A 26,775-nucleotide genomic window follows, 5' to 3' on the forward strand; every position below is an offset into this window, starting at 1 on the left:
TCACTCGGGCATCGTCGCGATCACCCGGTCGGGGGTCATCGGAAAGCCGAGCACCCGTGCTCCGCAAGCGTTGTAAATGGCATTGCCGATCGCCGCGGCACCGCCGCACATCCCCAGCTCGCCGACTCCCTTCGCCTGGATGGGGCTGGCCGCCGGATCGCGTTCCTCGACCATGATGACCTCGAGATCGGGAACGTCGCGGTTCACCGGAACATGGTATTCGGCGAGGTCGCAATTGGCGATATGGCCATCGACCGGATCGAACAGCAGCGCTTCCGTCAGCGCGGCACCGATGCTCCAGACGATCCCGCCCAGACATTGCGAACGGGCGGTCTTGGCGTTGAGCACGCGACCGAAGCCGTAAGCGCCGAGCATGCGGTCGACCCGCGTCTCGCCGGTGAAGCGGTTGACGCGCACTTGCGCAAAGAACGCGCCATAGCCGGACGCGGTGAAATCGTCCTCGACAGCACCGGGCTCGTAATGCCCCTCGACCGAGAGTTCCTCGCCATCGAGCAGTTCGACCAGCGAAGCGCCGCCGATCACACCGCCGTCCTTGAGTTTCAGATCCTCGACCGAAACCCCCGCCTTCTTCGCGAGAGTGGCGCGCATGTCCTCGCAGGCGACGAACACCGCCGAGCAGACCGAGGATGCGCCCCAGCTACCGCCCGACCCGGGCCCGCGGGGGGAATCGGTGTCGCCCAAATCGACCAGCACCCGGTCCATCGGCAGGCCGAGCATCTCACCCGCCACCTGGCCGACGATCGAATAGGTGCCGGTGCCGATATCGGTCATGTCGGTTTCGACCAGCGCGGTGCCGTCGGGCTTGAGCGTCACCCGCGCGCGCGCTTCGGCAATATTGTGGACCCGCGCCGCGCTCGCCATGCCGGTGCCGATCCACCATTCGCCCTCGCGCCGCTGACGCGGTTTGCGCGGGCCATGATCCCAGCCGAAGGCCTCGGCGCCCTGTTCGAGACATTCGGCCAGCTTGCGCGAGGAATAGGGCAAGCCGTTGACGGGATGGCATTCGGGAATGTTGTGCAGCCGCAGCTCGACCGGATCGATCCCGACTTCTTCGGCCAGCATGTCCATCGCCGATTCGAGCGCGGGCATGCCCACGGCCTCGCCCGGCGCGCGGACCGAACCTGCGGTCATGCGGTGAATACGCGCGACCTCGAGCTGGAGCACGCGGTTCTCGCCTCCGTAAAGGAATTCGCTCGACTGCAGCACGGGCTCGGCGAAATGCTCGCCCGGCAGCTGCGACACGCGTGCCTCATGCCCGAAACCGGTCAGGCGACCGTTCTCGTCGGCGGCGAGCCGGAAGCGCTGGCTGGTTTCCGAGCGGCGCATGATCGTCTGGAACACCTGCTGACGGCTCAGCACCACGCGCACCGGTCGCTCCAATTCCATTGCCGCAATCGACGCCGCAACGGCTTCCTCGCTGATCCCGAGCTTGGATCCGAAGCCGCCGCCGACATAGCGGGCAATCAACCGTACCTGGTCCTCCCCGAGATCCAGCGCATCGGCCAGTTCGGAGATGTTGTAGTTGGGCATTTGAAGCGAGGCATGGACGGTCAGACTGTTCCCGTCCCATTGCGCGATGGCGGCATGCGGCTCCATCGCCGCGGAACTGTGCCCTTCGGTGGTGTAGGTCACATCGACGCTGTGCGCCGCAGTGCTCATCGCCTGGGCGAGGTCGCCCTGCCGCGTGGCGCCGTCCTGCGGCTCGGCATCCGTCTTCTCCGGGTCGAGCGGCACATCGGCGACATTTTCGGCGCGGTATTCGAAGGTCAGATGCTTGGCCGCATCCCTGGCCTGTTCGAAGCTTTCCGCCACCACCAGCGCAATCGGCTGCCCGAAATAGCCGACCTCGCGTGCGGGCTGCGCCGGGGCTTCGCCCGCGCCCCCCTGCGCCGCTCGTGCGGTGAGCCGCTTGTCGTCGATCACCGCAACCACGCCGGGCATCGACAGCACCGAGTCCTTGTGGATCCCCGTTATCGTGCCCTTGGTGAAGGGAGCAGTGACCAGCACGCCTTCGAGACAATCCGCGATCGGGTATTCGGCGGCATAGGGTGCGGTGCCGGTTACCTTGCCGAGCCCGTCCGGGCGCGCGAGCGGCTTGCCGATGATCCCCTGCACCATGTCGTCGAGCAAATTGCGGGTGTCGGGTTCGTCCTGTTTCAGATGCGCGCTCACAGTTCCATCCCCGTCGCTTCGGCCAGCACCGCAGCCAGCGTGCGCCGGGCCAGCGGAATTTTGAAATCGTTTTCGCCATAGCCTTGCGCACTGTCGAGCAGCACATCGGCTGCCTCGTCGAACAGTTGCGCAGACGGCTCCTTATTCAGCAGCACCTCGCTCAATCGCGGGTCGTGCCACGGCTTGTGCGCCAAGCCGCCAAAGGCGAGATCGGCGCGGCTGAAACGTCCATCCTCGAGTGCCACCACGGCAGCGACCGAGACCATGGCGAAAGCGTAGGACGAGCGCTCGCGCACCTTGCGGTAAAGCTGGCGCGCCTCGACCGGCGAGGGAAGGATGACAGCCGTGATGAGCTCGCCCTCCTCCAGCACATTGTCGCGCCACGGGGTGTCGCCGGGCAGGCAGTGGAAATCGCGCACGGGCACGCTGCGGGACTTGCCGCTGGCGTCGGCGATCTCGACCGTGGCGCCGAGCGCACTCATCGCCACCGCCATGTCGCCGGGATAGGTGGCGATGCATTGATCGCTGGTGCCGAGCACCGCGTGCAGCCGCGCAATTCCCTTCAGCGCACCGCAGCCCGAGCCGGGCTCGCGCTTGTTGCAGGGCTGGTCGATGTTCATGAAATAATAGCAGCGCGTGCGCTGGCACAGATTGCCGCCGGTGGTCGCCTTGTTGCGCAATTGCTGGCTCGCGCCCGCCAGGATCGCGCGGGCGAGCAGCGGGTACTCGCTGCGGACACGGTCGTGGACCGCGGTGGCAGTGTTGCTCGCCAGCGCGCCGATCCTGAGGCCGCCGTCGTCGGTGTCGGCGATCTGCCCCATCGGCAGGCGATGGATATCGACCAGCGTCTGCGGCGTTTCCACCTGCAGCTTCATGAGATCGATCAGATTTGTCCCGCCGGCGATCGGCTTGCTGTCGCGGTCGGCGCAGAGCTGGGAGGCGTGGTCGAGGCCGTCGGCGCGCTGGAAATCGAACGGCCTCATGCCGGATCCTCCTGCGCGGCTACATCCTCGATCGCGGCGACGATATTGGCATAGGCGCCGCAGCGGCACAGATTTCCGCTCATCCGCTCGCGAATTTCGGCGCCGCTGGCCTCCATCGGACCTTCGAGGCTCTCGCTCGCATCGCTCGGCCAGCCGTTGGCGATCTCCTGCAGCATAGCGGTGGCCGAGCAGATCTGGCCCGGCGTGCAATAGCCGCATTGGTACCCGTCGTGCTCGACGAAGGCCTGCTGCAGCTTCGAAGGCGCAGCGGGGGTGCCGAGACCTTCTATGGTGGTGACATGGTCGCCGTCATGCATCGCGGCGAGCGACAGGCAGCTGTTGATCCGCATCCCGTCCACCAGCACGGTGCAGGCGCCGCACTGGCCATGGTCGCAGCCCTTCTTGGTTCCGGTCAGCCCGAGATCGTGGCGCAGGAAGTCGAGCAGGCTCACCCGCGGGTCTTCGGGCAGGTCGTGGCTTCGCGAATTGATGGTGATGGGCACGGCAGACTCCTCCAGCCGCCCGAACGCATATCGTGCGCATAAGGGTCCGCCGATCGGGGCTTTTCTTGTTTGCCGGAGTGAACGGACCTGCGCGGCTTGCCGGCCGGGCGTCTGGTCAGGCGGCGAAGATCGCACGCAGGACGTCGGCCAGATCCTCGTGGCTGAAAGGCTTCTCCAGCCGGGCCACGATGTCCTGCTTCGCGCCTTCGGGCATCTCCGCATAGCCGCTGGCGAGGACCACGGGCAGGTCGGGACGGGTGCGGTGGATTTCTCGTGCCAGCGCCACTCCGGTCATGTTGGGCATCGCCTGGTCGGTGACGACAAGATCGATATCATCGCGCGTAGCGAGCATGGCGAGAGCCGCGGCGCCCGAGCCGGCCTCGACGACCTCGTGGCCCAGGTCCTCGAGCAGGGCGACGGTCCCGAACAGCACCAGCGCGTCATCGTCGACAGCCAGTATTTTCAAATACTTGACCGGATTTCCCGGCTCGTCTTGCGGCGCGGAGGCGGGGGCCGGACCGGCGGCCCCATCCTGCGCCACGGGCAGGTACATCTCCGCAACGGTGCCCTCGCCGGCCCGACTTTGCAGCTGGAACGATCCGCCCAGCTGGCTGGTCAGCCCATGGACCATCGACAGCCCCAGCCCGGTCCCGCGTCCCACCCCCTTGGTGGTGAAGAACGGCTCCGCCGCGCGCGCGAGCGTTTCGGCATCCATCCCCGCGCCGGTGTCCTCGACCCTGAGCCGCACGTAATCGCCCGGTTCGAGCCGCGCCCCCCCGTCCGCATCCGCATCCTCGATCCGCACGCAATCCAGCCCGATCGTCAGCCGCCCGCTGCCCTCCATCGCATCGCGGGCGTTCACCGCGAGGTTGAGGACCGCCATCTCGAGCTGATTGGCATCGACCAGCGCCGGCGGGACCGATGCGCCCAGATCGAGCACGATATCCATCTCCGGCCCGAGCGAGCGTTCGAGCAGATCGCGCATTCCGGGCAGCAGCGCCGCGACATCGACCGGCTTGGGATCGAGCTCCTGCTTGCGCGCGAAGGCCAGCATCCGCTGGGTCAGCGTGGCCCCGCGTTCGGCGCCCGCGAGCGCATTGGCGAGATAGCCCTGCGCGCGCTCGTCGTCCGCGGGCAGCCGCTTGCGCAGCAGCTCGAGGCTCGATCGGACCGCCATCAGCAGATTGTTGAAATCATGCGCCACCCCACCGGTAAGCTGGCCGATGGTCTCCAGCTTCTGGCTCTGCCGCAGCGCGTGTTCGGCCTCGTCGCGCGCCGCCTCGGCGGCCTTGCGCTCGGTGACATCGACCACCGAGGCCATCACCCGATCGACCTGCCCCGCCGCGCCGAGGCTCGAATGCGCCGACACCAGCACCTCGGCGCGCTCGCCATCGCGTTTGATCACGGTATAGGGCAGATCGTAGAGCACCTTGGTCTCCGCCATTCGCTCGCTGTAGGCGCCCTCGTGTTCGGCAATGCATTCGGGGGTCATGAATTCGGTCACCGACCGCCCCAGCACCTCCTCGGCATGATCGTATCGCATGAAGGACAGCCAACGTTCGCTCACCGTCACGATCCGGCCTTCGCCATCGGTCGAGAGCAGCGCCACCGGGGTCTTGCGATAGAGTTCGGACAGTTCCTGGGTGCGTTCCTTCACTGCGGCTTCGAGCCGATCCTGCGACGCCGCCAGTTCCTCGCGAATGCGGACCTGTTCGTGGATATCGGTGCAGCTGCCGTACCAGCGGGTGATCCGCCCGTCTTCGTCGCGGACCGGCTGGGCCTTGCCCAGTACCCAGCGATACTCTCCCGAGCGGTGACGCAGCCGGTATTCGATCTCGTAGGGCAACCCGGTATCGAGCGATCGCTGCCAACGCTCCCAGGCGCGCGGTTGATCGTCGGGATGGAACATTCCCTCCCAGCGCTCGCCATCGGTCGAGCCTTGCGGCACTCCGGTGTATTCGTACCAGCGGTCGTTGTAGTAATCGTGGTAGCCGTCGGGCCGGGTCGACCAGATCATCTGATCGATCGAATTGGCGATGGCGTGGAACTTGCGCTCGCTCTTGCGAAGTTTGCGCTGATTGTCGCGCAGCTCTTCCATCCGCGCGCGCGCCTCGAACTGGCGCTGCCGCGCCTTGAGCGCGGAGCGGACCGCGCGCACGATATCGTCGCGATGCATCGGGCGCGCCAGCAGCACCGCATTGCCGAGCGCATCGATCCGCTCCTCCTCGGCCGGGGTGCGCTTGCGCGCGGTGCCGCTGGTCAGGACGATGAAGGGGATGTCCGACCAGGCCGGCTGCGCCGCGAGCGCGCCATGGATGAGCGCAGGATCGTCGCCGATGGCTTCCTCGGCGATCAGCACCACCCCGATATGCTGCTCGATCAGATCGCGCAGGCTGGCCAGATCGGAAACCACCAGCGCCTCGAACCCGCTGTGGGCGAGCAATTCCGCGGCGACCTGCGAATCGCGCCCGCGCGGCGCGAGCACCGCGACGGTGGTGCCGTATTTGCTGCCCGGCATGCTCAGGCGTCTTTCAGCAACTTGTCGTTTCCGGGGATGTAGTTCGGATTGCCGCTGAGGACCCCGGCGAAGCCCGTCAGCGGTTCGCCGATCGTGAGTCCCGAAGCATTGATATCGAACTCGCGAATGGTTCGCTCGTGATCCGAAGTGCGCGTCTTGATGACCGAGACGGATTTGCGCACCGTGCCCTCGGCTTCGAAGAATCGCATCAGCATCACGGTGTCGGCCAGATAGCTGATGTCGAGCTCCGAGCGCAGATCGCCGAGCACCCCGTGCTGCCCAAGGATCATCAGCGAGATGATCCCCTGCTGGCTGAGATAGCTGAGCAATTCGTGCATCTGCAGCACGAGGAAATTGTCGCTCGGCATCGAATGCATATAGGCGTTGAGGCTGTCGATCACGACCATGCTGGCCCCGTCGGTCTCGACCGCTTCCTGAACCGAACCGGAAAATTCTCCGGGCGACAGCTCGGCGGGATCGATCTGGCGCAGCGTGAGCTGGCCGTTTTCGAGATAGGGGCGCAGATCCATTCCCAGCGCGGCGGAGCGCTGCAGCAGCGTCGCGAGACGTTCGTCGAACAGATAATAGGCAGCGCGGGCACCCCGTTCGAGCGCCGCGACCAGGCACTTCACCGCGGTGGTGGTCTTGCCCACCCCGGCCGGACCAGTGATGAGCGTATTGGTCCCCGGTACCAGTCCGTTGCCCAGCAGGCGGTCGAGGCCCGCGAGCCCGGTCGAGACCGGTGCGGGGTCGAACTCGGCGTGATGTTCCGAGGCGATCAGCCGCGGATAGACGCACAGCCCGCCCTGCTCGATGGTGAAATCATGATAGCCGCCGCGGTATTTCAGCCCGCGCATCTTGATGACCCGCAGGCGCCGGCGCTCCGAACCGAAGGCGCTCGCGCTCTGTTCCAGCGAGACCACGCCATGGGCGATGCTGTGCAATTGCAGATCGCCGGGTTCGGAGGTCCGGTCGTCGAGCATTAGCACGGTGCAGTCGCGCTTGGCGAAGAAATGCTTGAGCGCGAGGATCTGGCGACGATAGCGCAAGGCGCTTTGCGACAGCAGCCGCAGTTCGGACAGGCTGTCGAGCACGACGCGGGCCGGATCGATCCGCTCGACCTGCTCGATGATCCCGGCGACGGTTTCGCCCAGCTCCACCTCGCTGGGGTGAAGCAGGCTCTGCTCGTTCTCGATGCTGAACTCGTTCTCGGCGACCAGTTCGAACAGGTCGATGTCGTCCAGCGACCAGCCATGCGAATGGGCGACCGAATGCAGTTCGTCGGCGGTTTCGGACAGAGTGATATACAGCCCGGTCTCGCCCCGCTTGCGCCCTTCGAGCAAGAAATTGAGCGCCAGCGTGGTCTTGCCGGTGCCGGGCGTGCCCTCGACCAGATAGAGCCGATACGCTGGCAAGCCGCCGCGCAGGATGTGGTCGAGACCCGCGATCCCGGTCTGTGTGGGGGCCGCGTGCTCGCGGCCTGTCGTTGTGTCGTTCATCCACACCCTTCTGAGATCACTCGACTATCTTGGCAAGTCGGACACGGGGGGCGTACCCGCCGTTCGCGCAAGCCCCGGCCGCCCCCATGCTCGCGGCGAAACCGGCCCCGCCCGCAACCCGATTGCTGGCTTCAATCACCCGGAGCGCAATGGGTTCCGGAAGGGCGGCTCGGTGGGGGCGTGGTTCGGGGCTGTCGGCTTTCGGCGCGGGACCTGGCGGGGGGGCTATGGCTGGGATTGGGTGGAAAGCCGAAATCAAAAATCGAGGGAAGTCTCGGTGTTAATATGAGGGGGATTAGAAGGTCTCTGCCAATTATCTAGGACCTTCGGTGTTCGATGACCGCATATCTCTTCTAGTGCGTCGATGGGTGAGCGTGGCAGGTATATCTGCACAAGTTTCGACGCTTGCGACCACGCAGCATTTTGCTCTTTTGCTGCGGATTTGATTTCATCAAACCCTACGTTCTCGTCGGAGATGGCGAGCCATAGCCGACAGAATTTAGCTACGTAGTCGTCATCCGCGCTTTCTTCTGGTTTCACGACCCTTAAACACTCTGATAGGCGGGTCCGCGCGAAATCAAGCCGGTCTTCTCCAACCATAACAAGCCCATCGAAGGCCAGAATGAACGGCGCAGGTTTAGGAGTGGAAGCGAGAGCCATGTCCAACCGCTTCCTTGCTCTGCCCATCTTTTCTTTCTGCTTGTGGCGCAAAGCCAGTTGCAGGTGGACTAGCTGCTTCAACTCGCCAGAGGGAAAGTTCTCAAACATGGAGCAACTATCGACTCTTGGCAGAGCATGGCAAGCTTCATTGACCCATCAATGCTCATGTCCGAGTGGCGGCTAGTGGGTCGTTAGCCGACAGGCAACTTTTGGTACAGAATAGCAGCAAGCGGCCCCGCGTGGATCGATAACCTCGCGGCATTGGCAAACCCGTCCGGGACTGCCCCCCGCGTCGCCCCGGGCTCGACCCGGGGTCCCGCTTTCCTCGTTGCGAGGGGCGCAGCGGCGAAGCAATCGAGCGCGTCACGTCGCGGCTGAGCGACTGCGTTGGTGCCCGGCGGCAAGCTTCGGTCATGGATTGCCGCGCCGCCTGCGGCGGCTCGCAATGACGAGGGGATGGGTTTGTCCCCGGAGGCGCGCCTGCCGGTGTCGAGCCTCTCGGCACGAAGGCAGCGGGACCCCGGGTCGAGCCCGGGGTGACGAAAGTGGCCAACCTGGCCCCGGCTCGGCCGGAGGCCTCCCCCCGTCGTCATTGCGAGGAGCGCAGCGACGCTGCAATCCAGGGCGGACCGTCGCGGGCCAACACTGCTGCGCAATTCGCGGGCACCGGCGTCCCTGGATTCCCACGCCGCCTGCGGCGGCTCGCCATGACGAACAGGATCGCGGAACGCTTGGGCCTGCGTTTCGCTGGGTCAGCAAGCGACACTCACAGGGATACGACATGGGTTTTCTGAAAGACGGCCAGTGGCACGACGAATGGGACTATAACGACGAGGATAGCGGCGCCTTCGAGCGCGACGAGAGTGCCTTTCGCAACTGGGTCACTCCCGACGGCAGCCCCGGCCCCACCGGGGACGGTGGTTTCGTAGCCGAGCCGGGGCGCTACCGGCTCTATATCAGCCTCGCCTGCCCCTGGGCGCACCGCGCCAATGCCGCTCGGCATCTCAAGGGGCTGACCGGGGCGATCGAACTGGTCAACGTCCACTGGCGGATGCAGGAGGGCGGCTGGTCGTTCCGCGAAGGTCAATGCGTGACCCCCGAACCGCTGATGGGCGCGAGCAATCTGCACCAGATCTACACCGCGGCGAAACCCGATTATTCGGGTCATGTCACCGTACCCGTGCTGTGGGACACGCAGACCGGCACCATCGTCAACAACGAGAGCGCGGATATCCTGCGGATGCTGGGCAGCGCTTTCGACCATTGCGGCGGCAACGATCTCGACCTCTATCCGGAGGCCCACCGCGACCAGATCGACGCGGTCAACGAGGAGGTCTACGACAGCGTCAACAACGGCGTCTACAAGGCCGGTTTCGCGACCACGCAGCATGCCTATGAGGCGGCGGTGGTGCCGCTGTTCGCCAAGCTCGACGCGCTGGAGCAGCGGCTGGAGGGGCAGGAGTGGCTGGTCGGCGGGCAACTCACGGAGGCTGATATCCGGCTCTGGACCACGCTGATCCGCTTCGACCCGGTCTATCACGGGCATTTCAAATGCAACCTCCGCCGGATCGCGGACTATCCCAATCTCGCAGCGTTCACGCGGCGGCTCTACGAACTCGACGGGATCGCCGAGACGGTGAACTTCCACCACATCCGCCACCATTATTACGAGAGCCACGACCACATCAATCCGACCGGCGTGGTGCCAGCGGGGCCCGATCCGCTGGTGCCGGGGGCCGCGGAATGAGCGCGCGGCGGCTGCTTTCGGTCCACAAGGCGCGGCGCGAGGATATCGGCGATCTGGTCACGCGCCGCCCGGTGCCGGGCCAGGGGCTGGAGCAGGTCGATCCCTTCCTGTTCCTCAACCACCACGGGCCGCAGACCTACCCGCCGGGCAATCACGGCCTGCCCTTCGGCCCACACCCGCACCGCGGCTTCGAGACTGTGACCTTCATCCTGGCGGGCAATCTGGCGCACCGCGACACCGGCGGCGGCGAGAGCGTGGTCGAGGCGGGCGGGGTGCAGTGGATGACCGCGGGGCGCGGGCTGATCCACGCCGAACTGTCGCCCGAGAGCTTCATGCGCGAGGGCGGGCCGCTCGAGATCCTGCAGCTCTGGGTCAACCTGCCGGCGCGGCTCAAGATGACGGAACCGAATTACGTTCCAGTCGCGGCGGAGGAGATACCGGCAGTCGAACCGGCGCCGGGGGTCGTCATGCGCGCGGTCTCGGGGGGCGAGCGCGCGCCGGTCTCCTCGCTGACCGGGGTCATGCTGGCGATGGTGGAGCTGGCTCCGGGCAGCAGCGCCACCCTGCCCGCCCCCGCAGGACGCAGCGTGTTCTTCTACATGGTAAACGGCGCGGCGCGAATCGGTCCGGGAGAAGTGCCCGAGCACCATCTGGCGCAAGTGGGCGACGGCGAGGGGGTGGAGGTTTCCAGCGATTCGGGCTGCCGCATCCTCTACGGCCATGCCGACCCGATCGGCGAGCCGGTGGTCGCCCACGGCCCCTTCGTGATGAACACGCGCGAGGAGATCCTTCAGGCGCTGCAGGACTACCGAAGCGGGGTTTTCGGCGATCCCGCGGCGCTGGGTTAGCGGCGGATCAGAACGACAGGGCTGCCATGAAACAAGAAAGCCCCGGCACTGCCGGGGCTTTCGTAGTTCGCTGTCTGCGCGCTTAGCGCGGCGAGACGAAGGTTCCCAACCATTTCCAGACCGACATAGTAATCTCCTGTCTGCACGGTATGTGCTGACAGCATGGTTAACAGAAATTAACCTTGTTGCAAGACCCTATGCTGCGGCGGCTCCCCTTGGCATCTGCGCGAGGAGATCGTCCATCGCGACGGGGTGTGAGAAATGATAGCCCTGCGCCTCCTCGCAGCCCATCTCGCGCAGGAGTTCGACGACCCGTGCGGTCTCGACCCCTTCGGCAACCGCGGTGCGGCCCAGCGAATGGATCATCTGGATCGCCGATCCGACCAGCGCCCGATCTTCCTCGCAGGTCGCAATCCCCGACACGAAACTGCGATCGATCTTGACCTCGTCGGCTGGAATTCGCCGCAGATATTCGAGCGAGGCATGGCCCATTCCGAAATCGTCGACCGAGAGCTTGATCCCCATCCGCTTGAGTTCCTGCATCGTCCGCGAGACGGCCTCGTCATTCTCGATCGGTGCGGTCTCGGTGATCTCCAGGATGATGTTGGCGACCGGGAAGCGATGCGCGGCGATGATCTGTTCGAGCTGGGGAACGAACAGGCGATCGCGCAGATCGAGCGCGGAAATGTTGATCGCGATCCGGAAATAGGGAAAGCGGTCCAGCGCCCTGCGCGCCTGGACCAGAGCGTGGTTGAGAACGAAAAAGGTGATCATCCCGACCCGGCCGTGCTCTTCGGCCAGCGCCACCACCTTGGCGGGTTCGATCTTGCCGCGCGTCGGGTGAGTCCACCGCAGCAGCGCTTCCGCGCCCACGATCAGCCCCGTCGAGAGCGAAACCTTGGGCTGGAAGGCGACGCCGACCTCGTCGTTGCGAAGTGCGGTTTCCAGTTCCGAAAGCATTTGCCCGCGCCAGGCGATGTCATCCGCAACCCGCATCTCGCTGACCAAAAAGACGCGACCCGCGCGCGCGGCGTCTTCGGCGCATTGCATGGCGTTCTCGGTCCGCTCGCGCAGCCTCGCCTCGTAATTGCTGTCGATCCCGATCGAGGAGGCGATATCGGGCGCTTGCGACCCGACCGTGATGCTCGTGCGGAACAGCGCATGCAGGCCCTGAGCGTGATCGGCGAGATCGGCAGCGGGCGTTCTGGCGCGGGTCCAGACGAAAGTATCCTTGTGGAAGGCGAACTGGGCGGACGAATCCGTGGCGCGCAGCATCGTGTGCGCCTTGATCAGCAGTTGCTCGATCTCGAACGGCGAAAGGATGGCCGAGATGGTCGCGAAATTGCGGATTTTGAGCGCGAGGACATCTACGGACCCGGCCGGTTGCGAACCGTGCAAAGTTTCGATCCGGCGCAGCCCAGTCGATCCGCGATAGGTCCTCTGTGCGAGACGATAAAGTCGAAACGAGGCGATCGCCAGACAGATCGCAGCTGGCATCACGTCCACGCTTATGTTCACGAAATCGAGCGCGAGCGGAATGAGCGCGAGAGCCACTGCAGCGGAAACGATAAGAGGTCGTGCGGGTACCGCCTGCCTGCTGGCGAGGATTATCACTCCGCAGACGATCAGAAACGCAGGAAACCACCCAAGATCGAGGGGGTATCCGCGCTTTAGGGTCTCTGCCCCAATCACGTGAAAATAGGCGGTCGGGACCAAGTCGCCGAAAGGCATCGGGTTGAGGTCGCGCGAGGCCCGGCTGGCCGGCGCGATTACCACATCTTTCCCGCGGACGGCCTCCGCCCCCATCTTCCCCTGCAAAGCGTCGATATAGCTGATCGTCGGGATCGTGGTGTGGTCGATGGCGAAATCGGGCCGGTAAGCGCCTCCTTCAAAATCCAGCCGTGCCAATTCAGCAGAGAACGAGGGGCGATTTTCACCGAGTATTTCCGAGCTTGTCGGGAACCGGGAAGAAAGCTCGAAGGGCGCCGTCTCGCCATACATCGAAACGATTTGAGCGGAGTTGCGGAAGCGTGCGTTCGGGAGGATGGACGAGATCGATCCGTCGCTCTGCTCGATTTTCGGGGTACCGCCGATGTAGACACCCGGCGCGTGCCGTCCGAGCGCGCGTGCGAATTGCGCATCCTCCTCGGGTTCGGTCAGATCGGCGTAGGCGCGGGCGAAGAAGACGCGATCCGCCCCTTGTGCGAACAGCCGGTCGAGCAATCGCGCATCCGCGCTGCGGCTCGGTTCGTCCGCACCCAACGCGTTGAGCGTCCGGTCGTCGATCGCGACGACCACCACCTGCTGATCCGCGGGATGCGAACGCACTTCTGCGCGGATGGCGCGAAACGTGTCCTCGAGCGGCAGGGTGAGATCGATGAAGCCGATCACCAGCCCGACCAGCATCGCCCATGCGGCGATCCGCCGCCGCGCTACGTGCGGCTCGGCGGCATCCTGCTCACTACGCAAACGGCTCCGCAGCCCTCGACGCCAGCGCGCGGCAACGCGGAACGGGCCGCGCTCCTGATCTGGTTCGTCTGTGTCACGCATTGGCTGTGGGCGGCTCCGCCTCCCCGAAGGATGGACTTGGGTCTCCCCACGGTCATCCCCCAGAAAGGCAAATATTTCGTAACTATCTTTGCGGGCGGGAGAATGGGCGGGCGGGAGAATGGGTGGACGGGAGAATGGGCGGGCGGGAGAATGGCGAGGTTCCTCGAAGCGCCATGGTCTCTGCGCTCGCCCTGCCCGACAGGCGCCGCGAGACCCCCGCAAACCGGCTCAGAAGGACTGGCTCACCGAAACGTTCAGACGCGGCGATTTGTCGTCGGTGTCGTAGCGCGGCCCGGTCAGCGGAATCGCCAGTTCCAGGTCGAGGTCGAGATCGCGGGTGATGTCGGTGCGGATGCCGCCCCCGCCCGAGGCGAGCGAGCCGCTGCCGCGCCCGCCGTCGAGATTGCCGACCACGCCGCCATCGGCATAGCCGTAGAACTGCATTCGCCGCACCAGCCCGAAGGCATCGTCCCAATCGTAGCGCAATTCGGCGAACCCCATGATGCCCTCGTCGCCCGACCGCTCGCCGAAATTGTAGCCACGCAGGAACCGGTTGCCGCCCAGCCCGATGTCTTCGGTGATGAGCAGCGGGGCGGAGGATATCTGGCCACGCGCCGCCAGCAGCAGGCTAAACGCCCCCGAGAGATCGCGCTGCCAGTCCATCCACGCCGACAGGGTCGTGAAATCGGGTGAGGCATCGGGACGCGAGGCCAGCGGATCGCCGCGCTGGGTGGCGCCCAGAACATCGAGCCCCTGCGACAGGGTCAGCCTGCCTCTGAGAGCCCCGCCGGCGGCAAGTGCCTGCGCATAGAGGCTGGTCCGGATCACCGGAATGCGGTCCTGGCGAGCCAACATATCGAACCGCTCCTGCCGCAGATCGCGGTATTCGAATTCCGCATCCAGCCACAGCGAGAAGGCGCGCGAACGGCGCAGCGGGTGCCGCAACTGACCAGCGATGCTCACCGATTCGCCGAAGATGCGGCGCTCTTCGAGATAGGCGCCGGGGTTGGTCGCGGAATAGGAACCGGTGGCGATGAACTGCGTGCCCTGCGGCGTGAGCACGACGCCGTAGCGCCCGCGGACATATTGCAGCTCGCTAGGGCTCGTCGGCACCGTGGAATTGGTGAAATCGACCTCGTCGAAGGGCGAGATCAAGCCGTTGGCATCGACATCGATCCTGGCGCGCAGCGGACCGATCGGCTGCGAACCGTCGTTGGCCAGCTCGGCGCGCGCGGAAAAATCGCTGCGCGAGGCGTCGACGACCAGAACGCCGCGACCCTGTTCGCGCACATAGCGCGGGCGGCGCAGATAGACGCCGGCGATGTCGTCTGCGAGCAGCACCTGTCGCTCGAGCCGTGCCAGAGTGACCGGGCGTCCATCGCGCAAGGGTTCGAGCTGCGCGCGGATGGCAGGATCGTCGGTGCCCTCGACCCGGATCTCGTCGATCACCCCTTCATCGACCCGCACGCGCAGGATCCCGCCGGTCAGCGATTGCGGCGCGATAGAGGCCGAGGCGAAGATATAGCCCTCGTCGCGCGCGCGCGCCGCGATCCGCTCGCTGAGAGCGGTCAACTCGCCCGGCGAAAGCGTCCGGGCGGAATATTCCTGGACGATGTCGGCGAAATCGCCGGGTTTCAGCGCATCCAGATTCTCGAGCACGACCGCGCCGACGTCATAGCTGGTCTCGTCGAAGATGGTGGGATCGATCGCGATCGGAACGAAGTCGAGCTGCACCGGAGCCTCTTCGGATCCCGGCGTTTCGGCCGCGCGCTCCTCCTGGGTGGGATCCGTCCGGTCGAGCGCATCCTGCGCATCCTGTGCATGAAGCGGCACACTTGCGAGCAAGGCAAGGCCTGCCGATCCGATCTTAAGCAAGGATTTCATGCGTGCCTTTCCCATCCCATCACTGCGGCTCTGCACCGCAAGTGGTTAAGCGATGCTCAATTTCACAAAGGATTTACCTTGGGTCTCAACCACTTCTTCGGATCGCTCTTGCTATTATAGAGGTGAAGGAGGCTGCCCGTGCGCAAGTCGATCAGGTTGATATCATCGCTGGCCCTGTTGTTGTGCGGCACCAGCGCCATGGCGCAGAGCGGCCCCTGGACCGTCAGCGAGGCGCGCGGACAGGTCCAGATTCGCGAGAATGCAGCCACGCGCGCCGCGCAGCGCGGATCGCAGATCCCCGCCGGTGCGACCGTCACCACCGGTGCAAACGGCAATGCGGTGCTGGTCCGCGGCCGCGAGTTCGTCACCCTGCGCCGCAATTCGCAGATCCGCATTCCCGCCGCCAAGGCCGAGCGGAGCATCGTCCAGGTGGTGCAGGACTGGGGTAGCGCGCTGTTCGAGATCGGCAAGCAGCCCGATCCGCACTTCGGCGTGGAGACTCCCTATCTGGCCGCCGTCGTCAAAGGCACCACTTTCACGATCACGGTCGCCCCCGAAGGGGCTTCGATGCAGGTTCTGGAAGGCGCGGTGGAAGTCGCTACCCTCGATGGCGGCGCGCGCGATCTGGTGATGCCGGGCGCGGTCGCCATGATCGCGGCGGACGACCGGCTGCGTCTGGTGGTCGAGAATGGCGAGCGCAAGATCATCGACTCCCCTTCCCGGCCGGTTGCGGGCCCCGCTGCGGGCGGCAATCTCCAGCCCGCGGCGGGAGCTACGGCAGCCGGCGGTTCCTACGGCATGGCCCAGCCTGCTGCGGCGAGCCGGATCGATGCCGTCTTCGCCAGCGGAGCGGCCGATCTCTCCGATCTGTCGGATGGTTTCATCGCCGGTGATACTGCGGATTTCGCCGCAGCGCTGGTGGCGGATCTGGCGACCGGGCAGGAAATGCCCAACCCCGCTCCACCTCCCCCTCCGCCTCCGCCTCCCGAAGTCGTGGTGGCACCGGAGACAGGTGAACCCGGACCCGAACCGAAGCCCGAACCCGGGACCGACGCCGGAAATGGCGGCAGTGGCGATCCCGACAACGGTCACGGCAACGATGACGATGGCGACGACGAGGACAACCCCGGCGCGGGCGGCAACAATCCTGGCTCGGAACCGCCGGACGGTGAGCCCGGAGACGAGCCCGCCGACGGGGGCGATGGCGATCCCGACAAGGGTCACGGCAACGACGAGGATGGCGACGACGAGGACAATCCGGGACGTGGCGGCGGGAAGCCCGGTTCCGGACCGCCCGACGGCGAGCCCGGAGGCGCGCCCGACGGCGGGGGCGATGGCGATCGCGACAAGGGTCACGGCAACGACGAGGATGGAGACGACGAGGACAACCCCGGCGCGGGCGGCAACAATCCCGGCTCGGGACCGCCGGACGGAGAGCCGGGAGACGAGCCCGACGACGGGGGCGATGGCGATCGCGACAAGGGTCACGGCAACGACGAGGATGGCGACGACGAGGACAATCCGGGACGTGGCGGCGGGAAGCCCGGTTCCGGACCGCCCGGGCGAGAGCCGGAACCTTGAGATGAGCAGGGTTTCGCTGAAGACCGCACGGCGCGACCCGGCTCGCGAGGTCTGAGGAGGATTCGGTGATCGCCCTGTCAAGCGCCGCCAGCGGCAAACACCCTCGCGCGCGGCGGCGCCTGCAACAGGTCGCAGTCGCGCTGCTGCTGGCGGCGGTCGTCGGTCTATTGACCGTCGCGGGCGCAGTGCGGCCGTTCGAGAACGCGCTGCAGAACGCAGGCTTCACCATGCGCGAGCACCCCGCAAGCGGCCAGCTGCACATCGTCGAAATGGACGCGGCGAGCGTGGCGGCAATCCGGCGCTGGCCCTGGCCGCGCGAGCACTATGCCCGCGTCGTCGACCAATTGCATCGCGCCGGCGCCCGGACGGTGGCGTTCGATGTGGACTTCTCCAGCGCGTCCGACCCCCGGCAGGATGCCCTTTTCGCGCGCGCGCTGGCCCGCTCGGATTCGACCATCGTCCTGCCCGTCTTCGGACAGCGCGAAAGCCACGGCAGCGCACGCCAGCTGGATTCGCTGCCGATCGCGGCGCTCAGGGAACATGCCCTACTCGGCTCGGTCTCGGTCGCTCCGGATCCCGACGGCCTGGTCCGGCAAATGCCGATCGGGACGCTCAACGCTGGTGCCCCGCGCCCCTCGCTTTCGGCGCAGATCGCTCACCGGTCGGGGGCGGCGGATGCGCTGTTCCCGATCGATTTCGCGATCGACCCCGACTCCATCCCCCGTCACAGCTTCGTCGCCATCGAACGCGGGGTGTTCGAGAGCGCCGAGCTGCGCGGAAAGGACGTGATCATCGGCGCAACCGCGATCGAGATGGGCGATCGCTACGCCGTCCCCGCTCACGGCGTGTTGCCGGGGGTGGTGGTCCAAGCGCTGGCCGCGGAAACCCTGGCGCGCGGGGTTCCGATCCGGATCGGCTGGCTCTGGTCGCTGACGCTTGCGGCGCTGTTGTCGTGCTGGATCCTGGCTGCTGCGGCACGAGAGGCGGTCGCCGCGCGCGCGGTCGCAACGGTCGGCGCGATGCTTGCGTTCTGGCATGTCGGCAGCTTCCTCTTCCCGCTGCGCATCGAGATGGCATCGGGTCTGCTGGTGCTGGCGGGCGCCACCGCGCTTCGCACCGCGGTGCTGCTGCATCGCGAGTTCGAGCGCGGTCGCCTGATCGATGCCGAAAGCGGGATGCCCAACCGCCGCGCGCTCGAGAAACGGATCGGCGGTGGCGCGGGCGCGCATGTGGTCGCGGCCATGATCGACGAATTCGACGCGCTCAGAACGGTCGTCGGTCAGGCGGAGATCGGCAATCTGCTCTCGCGGGTCGAGGATCGCCTGCTGGTAGGGGGATGCCAGGGGCCGATCTACCGCATCGACGACCGGGTGCTGGCATGGGTCTCCTCGCAGGAGCTCTACGAGTTGGAGAACCTGTGCTCGGGTCTGGGCGCGATCATGCGCAGCCCGGTCGAGGTGGCCGGGCGGCGGGTCGATGTCTCGCTGGCCTTCGGCATCGGCGAGGACACCGCGATTTCCGGCGCGGTCCACGCGGCGAGCATGGCGCTGCGCTCCGGCGATATCTGGAGCTATCACGAGGATGCGGGGAAGGTCGCGCTCGAACAGCAGGTCTCGCTGATGGGCGAGCTCGATCTCGCCATCGAACGAGGCGACCTCGAGGTGCTCTATCAGCCCAAGCTCGAGCTTGCGACGAATCGCGTCACCAGCGCCGAGGCGCTGGTGCGCTGGCGCCACCCGACGCGGGGTTATCTCAGTCCCGACACCTTCATCCCGCTTGCGGAGGAGAGCGACCGCATCGGCGAGCTTACGCTGTTCGTGCTCCGGCGCGCGCTCGACGATCTGGCGCAATGGTCCGCACGCGGCACGGTGATCCGGACCGCGGTCAATATCTCGGCGCGACTGATCGCATCGGCCCAGTTCGTCGGTCAGGTCGAGCGGATGATCCGTGCCGACGGGATCGCGCCCGACCGGCTGATCTTCGAGATCACCGAATCCGCCACGCTGCGCGATCCCGCGGGCGCGCGTGCGGCGCTGATGCGCTGGTGCGATCTCGGGGTGGCGATCTCGATGGACGATTACGGGACGGGCCAATCGACGCTGTCCTATCTCAAGAACCTGCCGCTGTCGGAGCTCAAGATCGACCGCAGCTTCGTCCAGCATGCCCATCAGGACCGCAGCGACGCCCTGCTCGTCCGCTCGACGGTGGAACTGGCCCATCAGCTCGGGCTGAAGGTCGTGGCCGAGGGGATAGAGGAGGCCGAGTGTCTGGCCTATTTGCGCGCGATCGGGTGCGATTACGCCCAGGGCTATTTCATCGGCAAGCCGATGGCGGGCGACGATCTCCTGCTGGCGATCGAAGAGATCGCACGGGCAGCGGCCTGACACGCCGGCGGACGCGCCGATGCGGCGTTCGTCGCGGCGGTTCGTTGTGGGAGTTCGTCGTGATCTGGCCGATGTGCGCCACGCGTCGTCGAGCGTTGCGTCTCGCGGGGAACAATCCGCCGCGGCAGCCCTTTAAGGTGCTTACGCACAAAAGGAGCGCAGTATGAAAATTCGCAATCTGATGTTTGCAGCGGCCGCCGGCTCGCTGATCTCGGCCCCGGTCGCCCTCCAGGCGGCCAATGCCGCGCCGATCGATCGCAGCGCCATGCCGGCGAACGCCGAATCCGATCTCGGCGGCGGCTTCGGTGCCGGAATCGTCATCGCCGCCCTCGCGGCTGCCGGCATGCTGGTCCTCATCCTGACCGACGATGATGACGAAGACGAAGCCGTCAGCCCCTGATCGCGGCAAATCCTAGCGAGAAAGGCGGTCCTGCGGGGCCGCCTTTTTCCTGTCGGGAGAGCTTTTCCCAGCCAGGGACCGTGCGCGATGCCGGTTTTTCCGCCGACGATGCATTCGATCTTGCGACCCGGATTGGACACAGCGGAGGCGGTTCGTTACCGGGCGGGTTGCAATTCCATGACAGATGCTCCCGAACCCGAGGCACCCGTTGCCCCCATCCACCGCATTCAGGAGAACCTGATCGCGCGGCTCGAGCGGCGGGCGCTCAATCACCTGTGCGCAGTGATGCCCGCCTGGGTCACCCCCGACCTGCTGACCTTCACAGGTATCGTCGGCGCACTGCTGGTGTTCGGGGGCTATCTGGGCAGCAATTTCGACGCCGGCTGGCTGTGGCTGTCGATCGGGGGATATTTCGTCCACTGGTTCGGCGATTCGCTCGATGGCAGTCTGGCGCGGTTCCGCAAGATCGAGCGACCGCGCTACGGCTATTTCCTCGACCACAGCTGCGACGGCTTTGCCACCATGCTGGTGGTGATCGGCATCGGGGTGACGCCCTATGTCCAGCTCGAGGTCGCGCTGATCGCGCTGGCGGGTTACCTGCTGATGTCGATCCACGCCTTCCTCTCGGTGCGCGTGCTGGGCGAATTGCGATTGTCCTATTTCAACGCCGGCCCCACCGAATTGCGGCTGATCCTGATCGGTTTGACGCTGGCGATGCTGATCGCCGGGCTCGAGAGCCCGATCGTCTGGGAATTGAACGGGTTCGACTTCTTCGTGGGCAGCGTGGGCCTGATCCTGATCGCGCTGTTCGCGCTTCAGACCGCCACCACGGCCCGCCGGCTGGCGCGGCAGGAGCCGGCCAGAAAATGGCCCTGCTGAACACGGCGGCCTAACCCGCCGGGAAGCGCACCAATTCGCGAAAGTCGTTGCGATTCTCGCAGCCGATCACACCCCGATCCGTCGCCGTGACCCAGACATGTGCGACGAGCTCGGCGTCCCGTCTCGCCATGCCGTAGTGCAGCGTGGTCGCCACGCCGCGACGCCGCAGCATCCACACGGCCGCCAGCCCCTGTTCAAAGCACTTGGCACGAAACGGCATCCGGCGGGCGCTGCGGATGATGGCGTTGCGGACCATCGCCACCGTCTCCGCGCCGGCGCTTGGTCGGGCCAGTTCGTGCGGGGGCCGCGAGGCAAATCTCGCGAGGGTGCGGAACGGCAGCAGCGCGACGCAGGCAGCGGCCACCATCAGCACCGCCACGGCTTCGATCGTGAGCAAGCGATCGGCCGACGACAGACCGAGATACCGGCGAAATGCTCTCACCGCGTCCCCGCCTTTCGCGCCAGCCGTGCGCCGATCCGCAGCAGCCACGAGGGAATCCGCACCACATGGTAGAGAAACGCCAATTTCTGCGGCAGCGCGAGATGCGTGCGATCGACCGGCGCAGTCCACAGGTTCCGCAACTCGCGCGCCCAATGGCCGGCACCGCGACCCAGAAAGAAATATCCGATCCGGGTCCGCAACCAGACCGGCGTATAGGCGCGGTGTTCGCCCCTGGCGTCGCCATATTCGAGCCCCGCCAACGCGCTGTCCGCCAGCGCCGCGACCACCCTGTCACCGCCAAGCGCTGCCTGCAGATCGCGCGACAGCTGCAATCCAAGCAGATGATGGCACAGCAGCAGAGCCACCGCGGCCGGGCGCTCGGCACCATAGCCGCAGGCGGCGCGGTACAGCCGTTCCACCTCCTCCGCTGGGCGTTTGCCCAGAAAGGCGCCGACATCGGCCAGCCATTTGAGGCGGCCCTGTTCGCGCTGGCGTCCGCGCTGTTCACCATGACCGTCTACGACCGGGTAGTGCCGAACAACGCGATCGCATCGCTGATCGCGCTCTCGATCGGACTGGCGATCATCATCCTGTTCGACTTCGTGCTCAAGCTGCTGCGCGCCTATTTCATCGACCATGCCGGGGCGCAGATCGACCGCGAGATGGGCGAAGAGGTGTTCGAGCGCTTGCTCGCGATGCGGCTGGAACTGAAGAAGGGCTCGACCGGGGCGCTCACCGGGCTGATGCGGGAACTCGAGACGCTGCGCGATTTCTTCGCCTCGGCGACCATCGCCGCGATCGTCGATGTTCCGTTCCTGTTCGTTACCCTGACCGTGGTGGCGCTGATCGGCGGACCCGTGGTGCTGGTCCCGGCGCTGATGGTGCCGCTCGTCGTCCTGATCGGCTGGTTGACACACCCCGCCCTCGAGCGCCTGTCGGCTCGCTCGATGGGCGAAGGTCTGCTCAAGCAATCGGTGCTGGTCGAGGCGATCGGCAGTCTCGAGACGCTGAAGGCATCGGGCGCCGGCCCGCTTTTGGCCGGGCGCTGGTCGCAGGCGGTGGGGCAGCATTCTGACAGTTTGCTGCGCCAGCGCCTGATCGCCTCGATCGGGGTAACCTTCGCCGGCTCGGCCGCGATGCTCGCCTATGCCGGGGTGGTGGTCGTCGGGGTCACCCGCATCGCCGAGAACGCGTTGACGATGGGCGGGCTGATCGCCTGTTCGATCCTCGCCGGACGCGCGATTGCGCCGCTGGGGCAGATCGCGCAATTGCTGTCGCGTCTCACCGCCACCCGCACCGCCTATTGGCAGATCCGCGAGTTGATGGAATTGCCGCCCGAAGGCCCTGCTGAAGAAGCGCTGAGCCTCGCCCGATCGAGCGGCAAGATCGAGGCGCGCAACCTCAGCTTTCGCTATCCAGGCGCAACGGAGAAGGCGCTCGACGGCATCTCCTTCACGATTCAGCCCGGCGAACATGTCGCGCTGCTCGGGCGGGTGGGCTCGGGCAAATCGACGATCGCCCGTCTGATCCTGGGGCTCTATCCGCCCGAGGACGGGCTGATCATGGTGGATGGTACCGACGTCCGCCAGTTCGACCCCGCTTCGCTGCGCGGCAATTTCGGCGCGGTGATGCAGGACGGGGCGCTGCTCACCGGCTCGGTGCGCGAGAATGTCTCGCTCGGGCGCGAGGCCATCGACGACGACGAAATGCTGCGCGTGTGCGGCATTTCCGGCACCCACCAATTCCTCGGCCAGATCGCCAATGGCTACGATCTGAAGCTCGCCGATCGCGGCGAAGGGCTCTCGGGCGGCCAGCGCCAGTCGATCGCGATCGCCCGGGCGCTCGCAGGAAGCCCGCAGATCGTGGTCTTCGACGAACCCACCAGCGCGATGGATGCGCACACCGAAACGGGTTTGATCCAGCGCTTGCAGGACGAGTTGAAGGGCCGCACGCTCGTGCTCATCACGCACCGCCCGCCATTGCTCGAATTGGTCGACCGCATCATTCTGCTCGATAAGGGCAAGATCATCGCCGACGGGCCGCGCGACGCCGTCCTCAAGCAGATCACGCGGCCCAAGGCGGCCTGAGATGGAGCATCGCAATCTCGAGGATCTTGCGTTGCGCGTAAAGCCGCGCACCGCCACCACCATTCTGCTGTGGGCGATGGTGGCTTTCGTCGTCGTCTTCTTTATCTGGGCCGGCTTCGCCGAATTGGAACGCACCGTCCGCGCGCAAGGCCGGGTGGTGCCCAATTCGCAACTCCAGATCGTCTCCAACCACGAGGGCGGCATCGTCGAGGCCATCCTGGTCGAGCCGGGCGAGGAGGTCGATGTCGGGCAGGAATTGATCCGGCTCGATCCGACGCAGACCGGCGCCGATCTCGGCAGCGGTCAGGCGCTGGTTTCCGCGCTGCAGATCAAATCGGCCCGGCTGGAGGCAGAGGTTCAGGGCCGCACGCCGGTCTTTCCCGCCGCCGGCGATGCCACCACCGCGGAGCAGGTTCGGATCGAGCGCGCGCTTCACGCTTCGCGCATGGCCGATCTCGCCAGCCTCGGCGCCGGCGCGCAGGCCCGGGTGGCCCAGGCGGAGCGCAGCGCCGCCGAAGCCGGAGCGATGCTCGAAGCGCGCAACGCGGCGCGAGAGGCGCGCACCGCCGAAGCGGAACTGCTGCAATCGCTGGTCGAGCGCGGGATCGAACCGCGGCTCACCCTGATGCAGGCCGAGAGCGCCGCCAATATCGCCTCGCGCGAAGCCGCCGCCGCCGCCGCCAGCCTTGCAAGGGCGCAAGCCGGGATCGCCGAAGCGCGCGCATCCGCGGCGCGGGTCCGGCAGGAGTGGCGCGCACTGGCGGCCAATGAGCTGGCCAGCACCCAGGCCGAACTCGCGGTCCGGCGCAGCGCCATGCCGGCGCTCACCGAACGCGCAAACCGCACCGTGGTGCGCTCCCCGTTGGCGGGCCGGATCAATCGCGTTCTGGTGACGACGATCGGCGGCAGCGTCGCGCCCGGCGCCCCGCTGGTGGAGATCGTTCCGGGCGACGAGAACCTGCTGGTGGAAGCGCGGGTCAGGCCACAGGACATCGCCTTCATCCATCTTGGCCAGCGCGCCAAGGTCGAGGTGACCGCCTACGATCCAAGCGTCTATGGCGGACTGGAAGCCGAGGTCGTGGCGATCTCACCCGATGCCGTGCCCGACGAGCAGAGCGGCGAAACCTTCTACATCGTCCGCGTCCGCACTGCCGAGAACGTGCTGCGCAGCGGGGCGAACCGGGCGCTCCCGATCGGACCGGGAATGGTCGCCAACGTCAGCCTGATCGGCGACACCAGGACGGTGCTCGACTATCTGCTCAGTCCGATCACGAAGCTGCGCGACAGCGCCTTGCGGGAATAGCTCGAGGGGCGAGGACACGCACACCGTATTCGGGAATGGCGAAGCCTGGTTTAGACGCCTGATCCCCTCTGTAGCCGATCGAGGATTTTCTTACTCAGGTTCACCACTGCCGCGGCGCTGACGCGCGCTTCGCGTCGAGACCCTATCCAGACCGGGCCCGTTCGCCGTGGCCGGCCGTCGCGCGACGCGGTCCTGATCGCGCAGATCGATCACGAGACCGGCGAACTGTGCTATTTTCCGGGTAGCTGGATCGGGCTGACCATCGATCATCCGCGAATCCCGACACGAAGCGACAAGCGCGCATCCGGCAGGAGGCCGGATGCGCGCCTGGCATCGTGAATTCTACAATCGGGCTGGAGCAGACCCTAGAAGGAGGTCCAGTCTTCGTTGGCAGCCCGGTCGTTCGCGACCGCGAGGGCGGGCATTGCCGCCACGGCAGCCGCGGCTTTGGCTTGCAAGGCCTTGGCATCGGACCTGGCACGAAGCGAAGCGACACGTGCAGAGCCACCCTGCGCTGCGGTGCCGACATCGAACTGCGAAGCCCGTTCGGACAGAGCGTTGACCTCACCCGACAGGCTGAGCGCCGCGGCGGAGGTTTCTTCCACCATCGAGGCGTTCTGTTGGGTGGCCTGATCCATCGAACCGACCGCGCTGGCGATCTGACTGATCGCGGTGGCCTGCGCCTCGTTGTCGGTAGCCATCCCGCCGAGCAGCGAGTGCACCTCCGAAACGCCCTCAGCGATATCCGCAAGCGCCCCGTCGACCTTCTGCACCATCTCGACCGCAGCCCCGATATCGTCCTGCGTCGCTGTCAGCTGGTCGCGAGCGCGACCGGCTTCTTCTTCCGCCCGCATCGCAAGCGCCGAGACCAGATCCGCGACCACCGCGAAGCCTCGACCAGCATCTCCGGCACGGCCCGCCTCGACCGCCGCGTTCATGGCGAGGACGCGGGTCTGGAAAGCGATCTTGTCGACGCCCTCGATCACATCGTTGATGCCCTTTGCGCTCTCCGAAACGCGCGTCATCGCCTGGACCGCCTCGTCGGCGACGCCGCGACCGCCGCTGACGGTCGAGATGGCGCTGTCGGCGCGCTTGACGGTCTGGACCGCAGCCTTGGCGGTCGCTCCAATCCGCTCGTCGATCTGCGACAGCGCGGCGGAGGTCTCCTCCAGGCTAGCCGCATTGGCTTCGGTGCGGCGAGCGAGGTCTTCGGAAGCCTGAGCGATTTCACCCGAGCCGGTGCGAATGGTGGCGGCGCTTTCGATGACCGAACCGACCAGCTCGCGCAGACTGGCCAGCGCTTCGTTGAAATCGCTGCGTAGGGCGACATAGGCGGGCGGGAATTCCGCGCGGATCTCGGCGGTCAGATCGCCCGCCTTGAGCGCGGTCAGGCTCTCGCTCAGCGAACTGGTGACGACCTGCTGCTCGGCCGCGGTGCGGGCATCGATCTCCGCCCGCTGGACGGCGGCCATGCGGAACAGTTCGACCGCCTGCGCCACCTCGCCGAGCTCGTCCGTGCGATCACGATGCGGAACCTCTGCCTTGCCGCCCTCGGCAAGCGTGGTCGTAGCGCGGGACACCTCGGCGAGCGGCACGGCCACGGTGCGGCCGATCAGTTTCCAGATAACGAACAGCGCGCCCAGCCCCGCCAGCGAGAGAAGAACGAGAAAGGTAAAGGCCGTCGAGGCAAAGGCATTGCCGGCTTCATCATTGGCCTTGGCCCGCTGGCCCTGAAGATTGATCAGTTCCTCAGCGGCGTCCAATGCTGCAGTGGACGCTTCCCGGGCCTCTCCCCTGACCAGCGGAAGGGCTGCCGCACCCCCTTGCGAATCGATCGTCTGGAAAATGCGCTCATTTACTGCTCTTAGATCATCGATCCGCTGCTCCAGCTGTCGCAGTTGCGGGGAGAGCTCACCAGCGAGCGGCTCATAGTCGGCGACCGCCTGTGCGATCGCGGCTTCGTTCTTTTCCAGCCTTGTTTCGTACGTCGGCTTGTCCTGCGCCGAATCCGAGGTCATCCGGGAAAATACGATTATCCGTTCCTCGCGCAACGCCGACACCAGCCGCCCGAGCGCTTCCGTTCCGCTGATTCCGCGGTCGACATGGGCGGAAGCGATTTCGCTCATGGTGCGCGTCGCATAGATCCCGGAACCCGCGACCGTCGCGAGAATTGCGGCGATGATCGCGAAGGAAACGAACATCTTCTTGGGCAAAGGCCAGCTGTTGAACGTCTGAACCATGAGTCTTCCAAATTCGAGAGAGTGGACGGTACGGCTCAATTATAGAGCGATTTCCCCCCAACCCGCTGCGGCGC

Annotated in this window: 19 protein-coding genes; 8 read left to right on the forward strand and 11 right to left on the reverse strand. The window is 66.2% G+C overall.

Annotated elements, in window-relative coordinates; all coding sequences use genetic code 11:
* The 6 genes from Q9K01_RS09895 to Q9K01_RS09920 form a co-directional block, all read right to left on the reverse strand.
* Positions 1-2,193 (reverse strand): xanthine dehydrogenase family protein molybdopterin-binding subunit, encoded by a 2,193-nt coding sequence (locus Q9K01_RS09895; RefSeq protein ID WP_305930085.1) that lies wholly within the window; start codon positions 2,191-2,193, stop codon positions 1-3.
* Complete coding sequence (locus Q9K01_RS09900; RefSeq protein WP_305930086.1) at positions 2,190-3,176, reverse strand: FAD binding domain-containing protein; 987 nt, start codon at positions 3,174-3,176, stop codon at positions 2,190-2,192. The genes Q9K01_RS09895 and Q9K01_RS09900 overlap by 4 nt, the downstream gene beginning before the upstream one ends.
* Positions 3,173-3,679 carry a 2Fe-2S iron-sulfur cluster-binding protein gene (locus Q9K01_RS09905; RefSeq protein WP_305930087.1) on the reverse strand — a complete coding sequence of 169 codons (507 nt, stop codon included), beginning with the start codon at positions 3,677-3,679 and terminating at the stop codon, positions 3,173-3,175. The genes Q9K01_RS09900 and Q9K01_RS09905 overlap by 4 nt, the downstream gene beginning before the upstream one ends.
* Positions 3,680-3,794: 115 nt before the next feature.
* Positions 3,795-6,197, reverse strand: a complete 2,403-nt coding sequence (locus Q9K01_RS09910; protein ID WP_305930088.1) for a hybrid sensor histidine kinase/response regulator — start codon at positions 6,195-6,197, stop codon at positions 3,795-3,797.
* A 2-nt stretch (positions 6,198-6,199) separates the two neighbouring features.
* Positions 6,200-7,696, reverse strand: coding sequence for an ATPase domain-containing protein (locus Q9K01_RS09915; protein ID WP_305930089.1), 1,497 nt, complete (start codon positions 7,694-7,696; stop codon positions 6,200-6,202).
* A gap of 255 nt (positions 7,697-7,951) precedes the next feature.
* Positions 7,952-8,464: a hypothetical protein gene (locus Q9K01_RS09920; RefSeq protein ID WP_305930090.1), complete on the reverse strand. Its 513-nt coding sequence runs from the start codon at positions 8,462-8,464 to the stop codon at positions 7,952-7,954.
* A 673-nt stretch (positions 8,465-9,137) separates the two neighbouring features.
* On the opposite strand from Q9K01_RS09920, the gene Q9K01_RS09925 reads away from it, so the two are divergent.
* Both Q9K01_RS09925 and Q9K01_RS09930 read left to right on the forward strand, forming a co-directional pair.
* Positions 9,138-10,103, forward strand: a complete 966-nt coding sequence (locus Q9K01_RS09925; RefSeq protein ID WP_305930091.1) for a glutathione S-transferase family protein — start codon at positions 9,138-9,140, stop codon at positions 10,101-10,103.
* The gene (locus Q9K01_RS09930; RefSeq protein ID WP_305930092.1) at positions 10,100-10,951 is read left to right on the forward strand and encodes a pirin family protein; all 852 of its coding nucleotides are present in this window, start codon (positions 10,100-10,102) and stop codon (positions 10,949-10,951) included. The genes Q9K01_RS09925 and Q9K01_RS09930 overlap by 4 nt, the downstream gene beginning before the upstream one ends.
* A gap of 195 nt (positions 10,952-11,146) precedes the next feature.
* Here Q9K01_RS09930 and Q9K01_RS09935 read toward each other — a convergent pair whose 3' ends face one another.
* Together Q9K01_RS09935 and Q9K01_RS09940 are read right to left on the reverse strand one after the other, a co-directional pair.
* The gene (locus tag Q9K01_RS09935) at positions 11,147-13,420 is read right to left on the reverse strand and encodes an EAL domain-containing protein (protein ID WP_305930093.1); all 2,274 of its coding nucleotides are present in this window, start codon (positions 13,418-13,420) and stop codon (positions 11,147-11,149) included.
* Positions 13,421-13,729: 309 nt separating this feature from the next.
* On the reverse strand, positions 13,730-15,385 hold the full coding sequence (locus Q9K01_RS09940; RefSeq protein ID WP_305930094.1) for a ShlB/FhaC/HecB family hemolysin secretion/activation protein: 1,656 nt from the start codon (positions 15,383-15,385) through the stop codon (positions 13,730-13,732).
* Between the two features lie 138 nt (positions 15,386-15,523).
* Between Q9K01_RS09940 and Q9K01_RS09945 the strand changes: the two genes are divergently transcribed.
* From Q9K01_RS09945 to Q9K01_RS09960, 4 genes are all read left to right on the forward strand, one after another.
* Positions 15,524-16,966: a FecR family protein gene (locus tag Q9K01_RS09945; RefSeq protein ID WP_305930095.1), complete on the forward strand. Its 1,443-nt coding sequence runs from the start codon at positions 15,524-15,526 to the stop codon at positions 16,964-16,966.
* A 65-nt stretch (positions 16,967-17,031) separates the two neighbouring features.
* A complete protein-coding gene (locus Q9K01_RS09950) occupies positions 17,032-19,350 on the forward strand; it encodes a putative bifunctional diguanylate cyclase/phosphodiesterase (protein ID WP_305930096.1) in 2,319 nt (772 codons plus the stop codon).
* Between the two features lie 163 nt (positions 19,351-19,513).
* The gene (locus Q9K01_RS09955) at positions 19,514-19,750 is read left to right on the forward strand and encodes a hypothetical protein (protein WP_305930097.1); all 237 of its coding nucleotides are present in this window, start codon (positions 19,514-19,516) and stop codon (positions 19,748-19,750) included.
* A gap of 177 nt (positions 19,751-19,927) precedes the next feature.
* A complete protein-coding gene (locus tag Q9K01_RS09960; RefSeq protein ID WP_305930098.1) occupies positions 19,928-20,629 on the forward strand; it encodes a CDP-alcohol phosphatidyltransferase family protein in 702 nt (233 codons plus the stop codon).
* 10 nt (positions 20,630-20,639) lie between these two features.
* Here Q9K01_RS09960 and Q9K01_RS09965 read toward each other — a convergent pair whose 3' ends face one another.
* Complete coding sequence (locus tag Q9K01_RS09965; protein WP_305930099.1) at positions 20,640-21,026, reverse strand: lasso peptide biosynthesis B2 protein; 387 nt, start codon at positions 21,024-21,026, stop codon at positions 20,640-20,642.
* A 41-nt stretch (positions 21,027-21,067) separates the two neighbouring features.
* Complete coding sequence (locus Q9K01_RS09970) at positions 21,068-21,436, reverse strand: hypothetical protein (RefSeq protein WP_305930100.1); 369 nt, start codon at positions 21,434-21,436, stop codon at positions 21,068-21,070.
* On the opposite strand from Q9K01_RS09970, the gene Q9K01_RS09975 reads away from it, so the two are divergent.
* Together Q9K01_RS09975 and Q9K01_RS09980 are read left to right on the forward strand one after the other, a co-directional pair.
* Entirely contained in the window at positions 21,413-23,158 is a 1,746-nt protein-coding gene (locus Q9K01_RS09975) for an ATP-binding cassette domain-containing protein (RefSeq protein ID WP_305930101.1), read from the forward strand. The two genes, Q9K01_RS09970 and Q9K01_RS09975, sit on opposite strands and share 24 nt — an antisense overlap.
* 1 nt (position 23,159) lies before the next feature.
* Complete coding sequence (locus Q9K01_RS09980; protein WP_305930102.1) at positions 23,160-24,461, forward strand: HlyD family type I secretion periplasmic adaptor subunit; 1,302 nt, start codon at positions 23,160-23,162, stop codon at positions 24,459-24,461.
* A gap of 365 nt (positions 24,462-24,826) precedes the next feature.
* Here Q9K01_RS09980 and Q9K01_RS09985 read toward each other — a convergent pair whose 3' ends face one another.
* Positions 24,827-26,662 carry a methyl-accepting chemotaxis protein gene (locus Q9K01_RS09985; protein ID WP_305930103.1) on the reverse strand — a complete coding sequence of 612 codons (1,836 nt, stop codon included), beginning with the start codon at positions 26,660-26,662 and terminating at the stop codon, positions 24,827-24,829.
* Positions 26,663-26,775: the final 113 nt, after the last annotated feature.

The organism is Qipengyuania benthica (genome assembly GCF_030717865.1).
GTDB lineage: Bacteria > Pseudomonadota > Alphaproteobacteria > Sphingomonadales > Sphingomonadaceae > Qipengyuania > Qipengyuania benthica.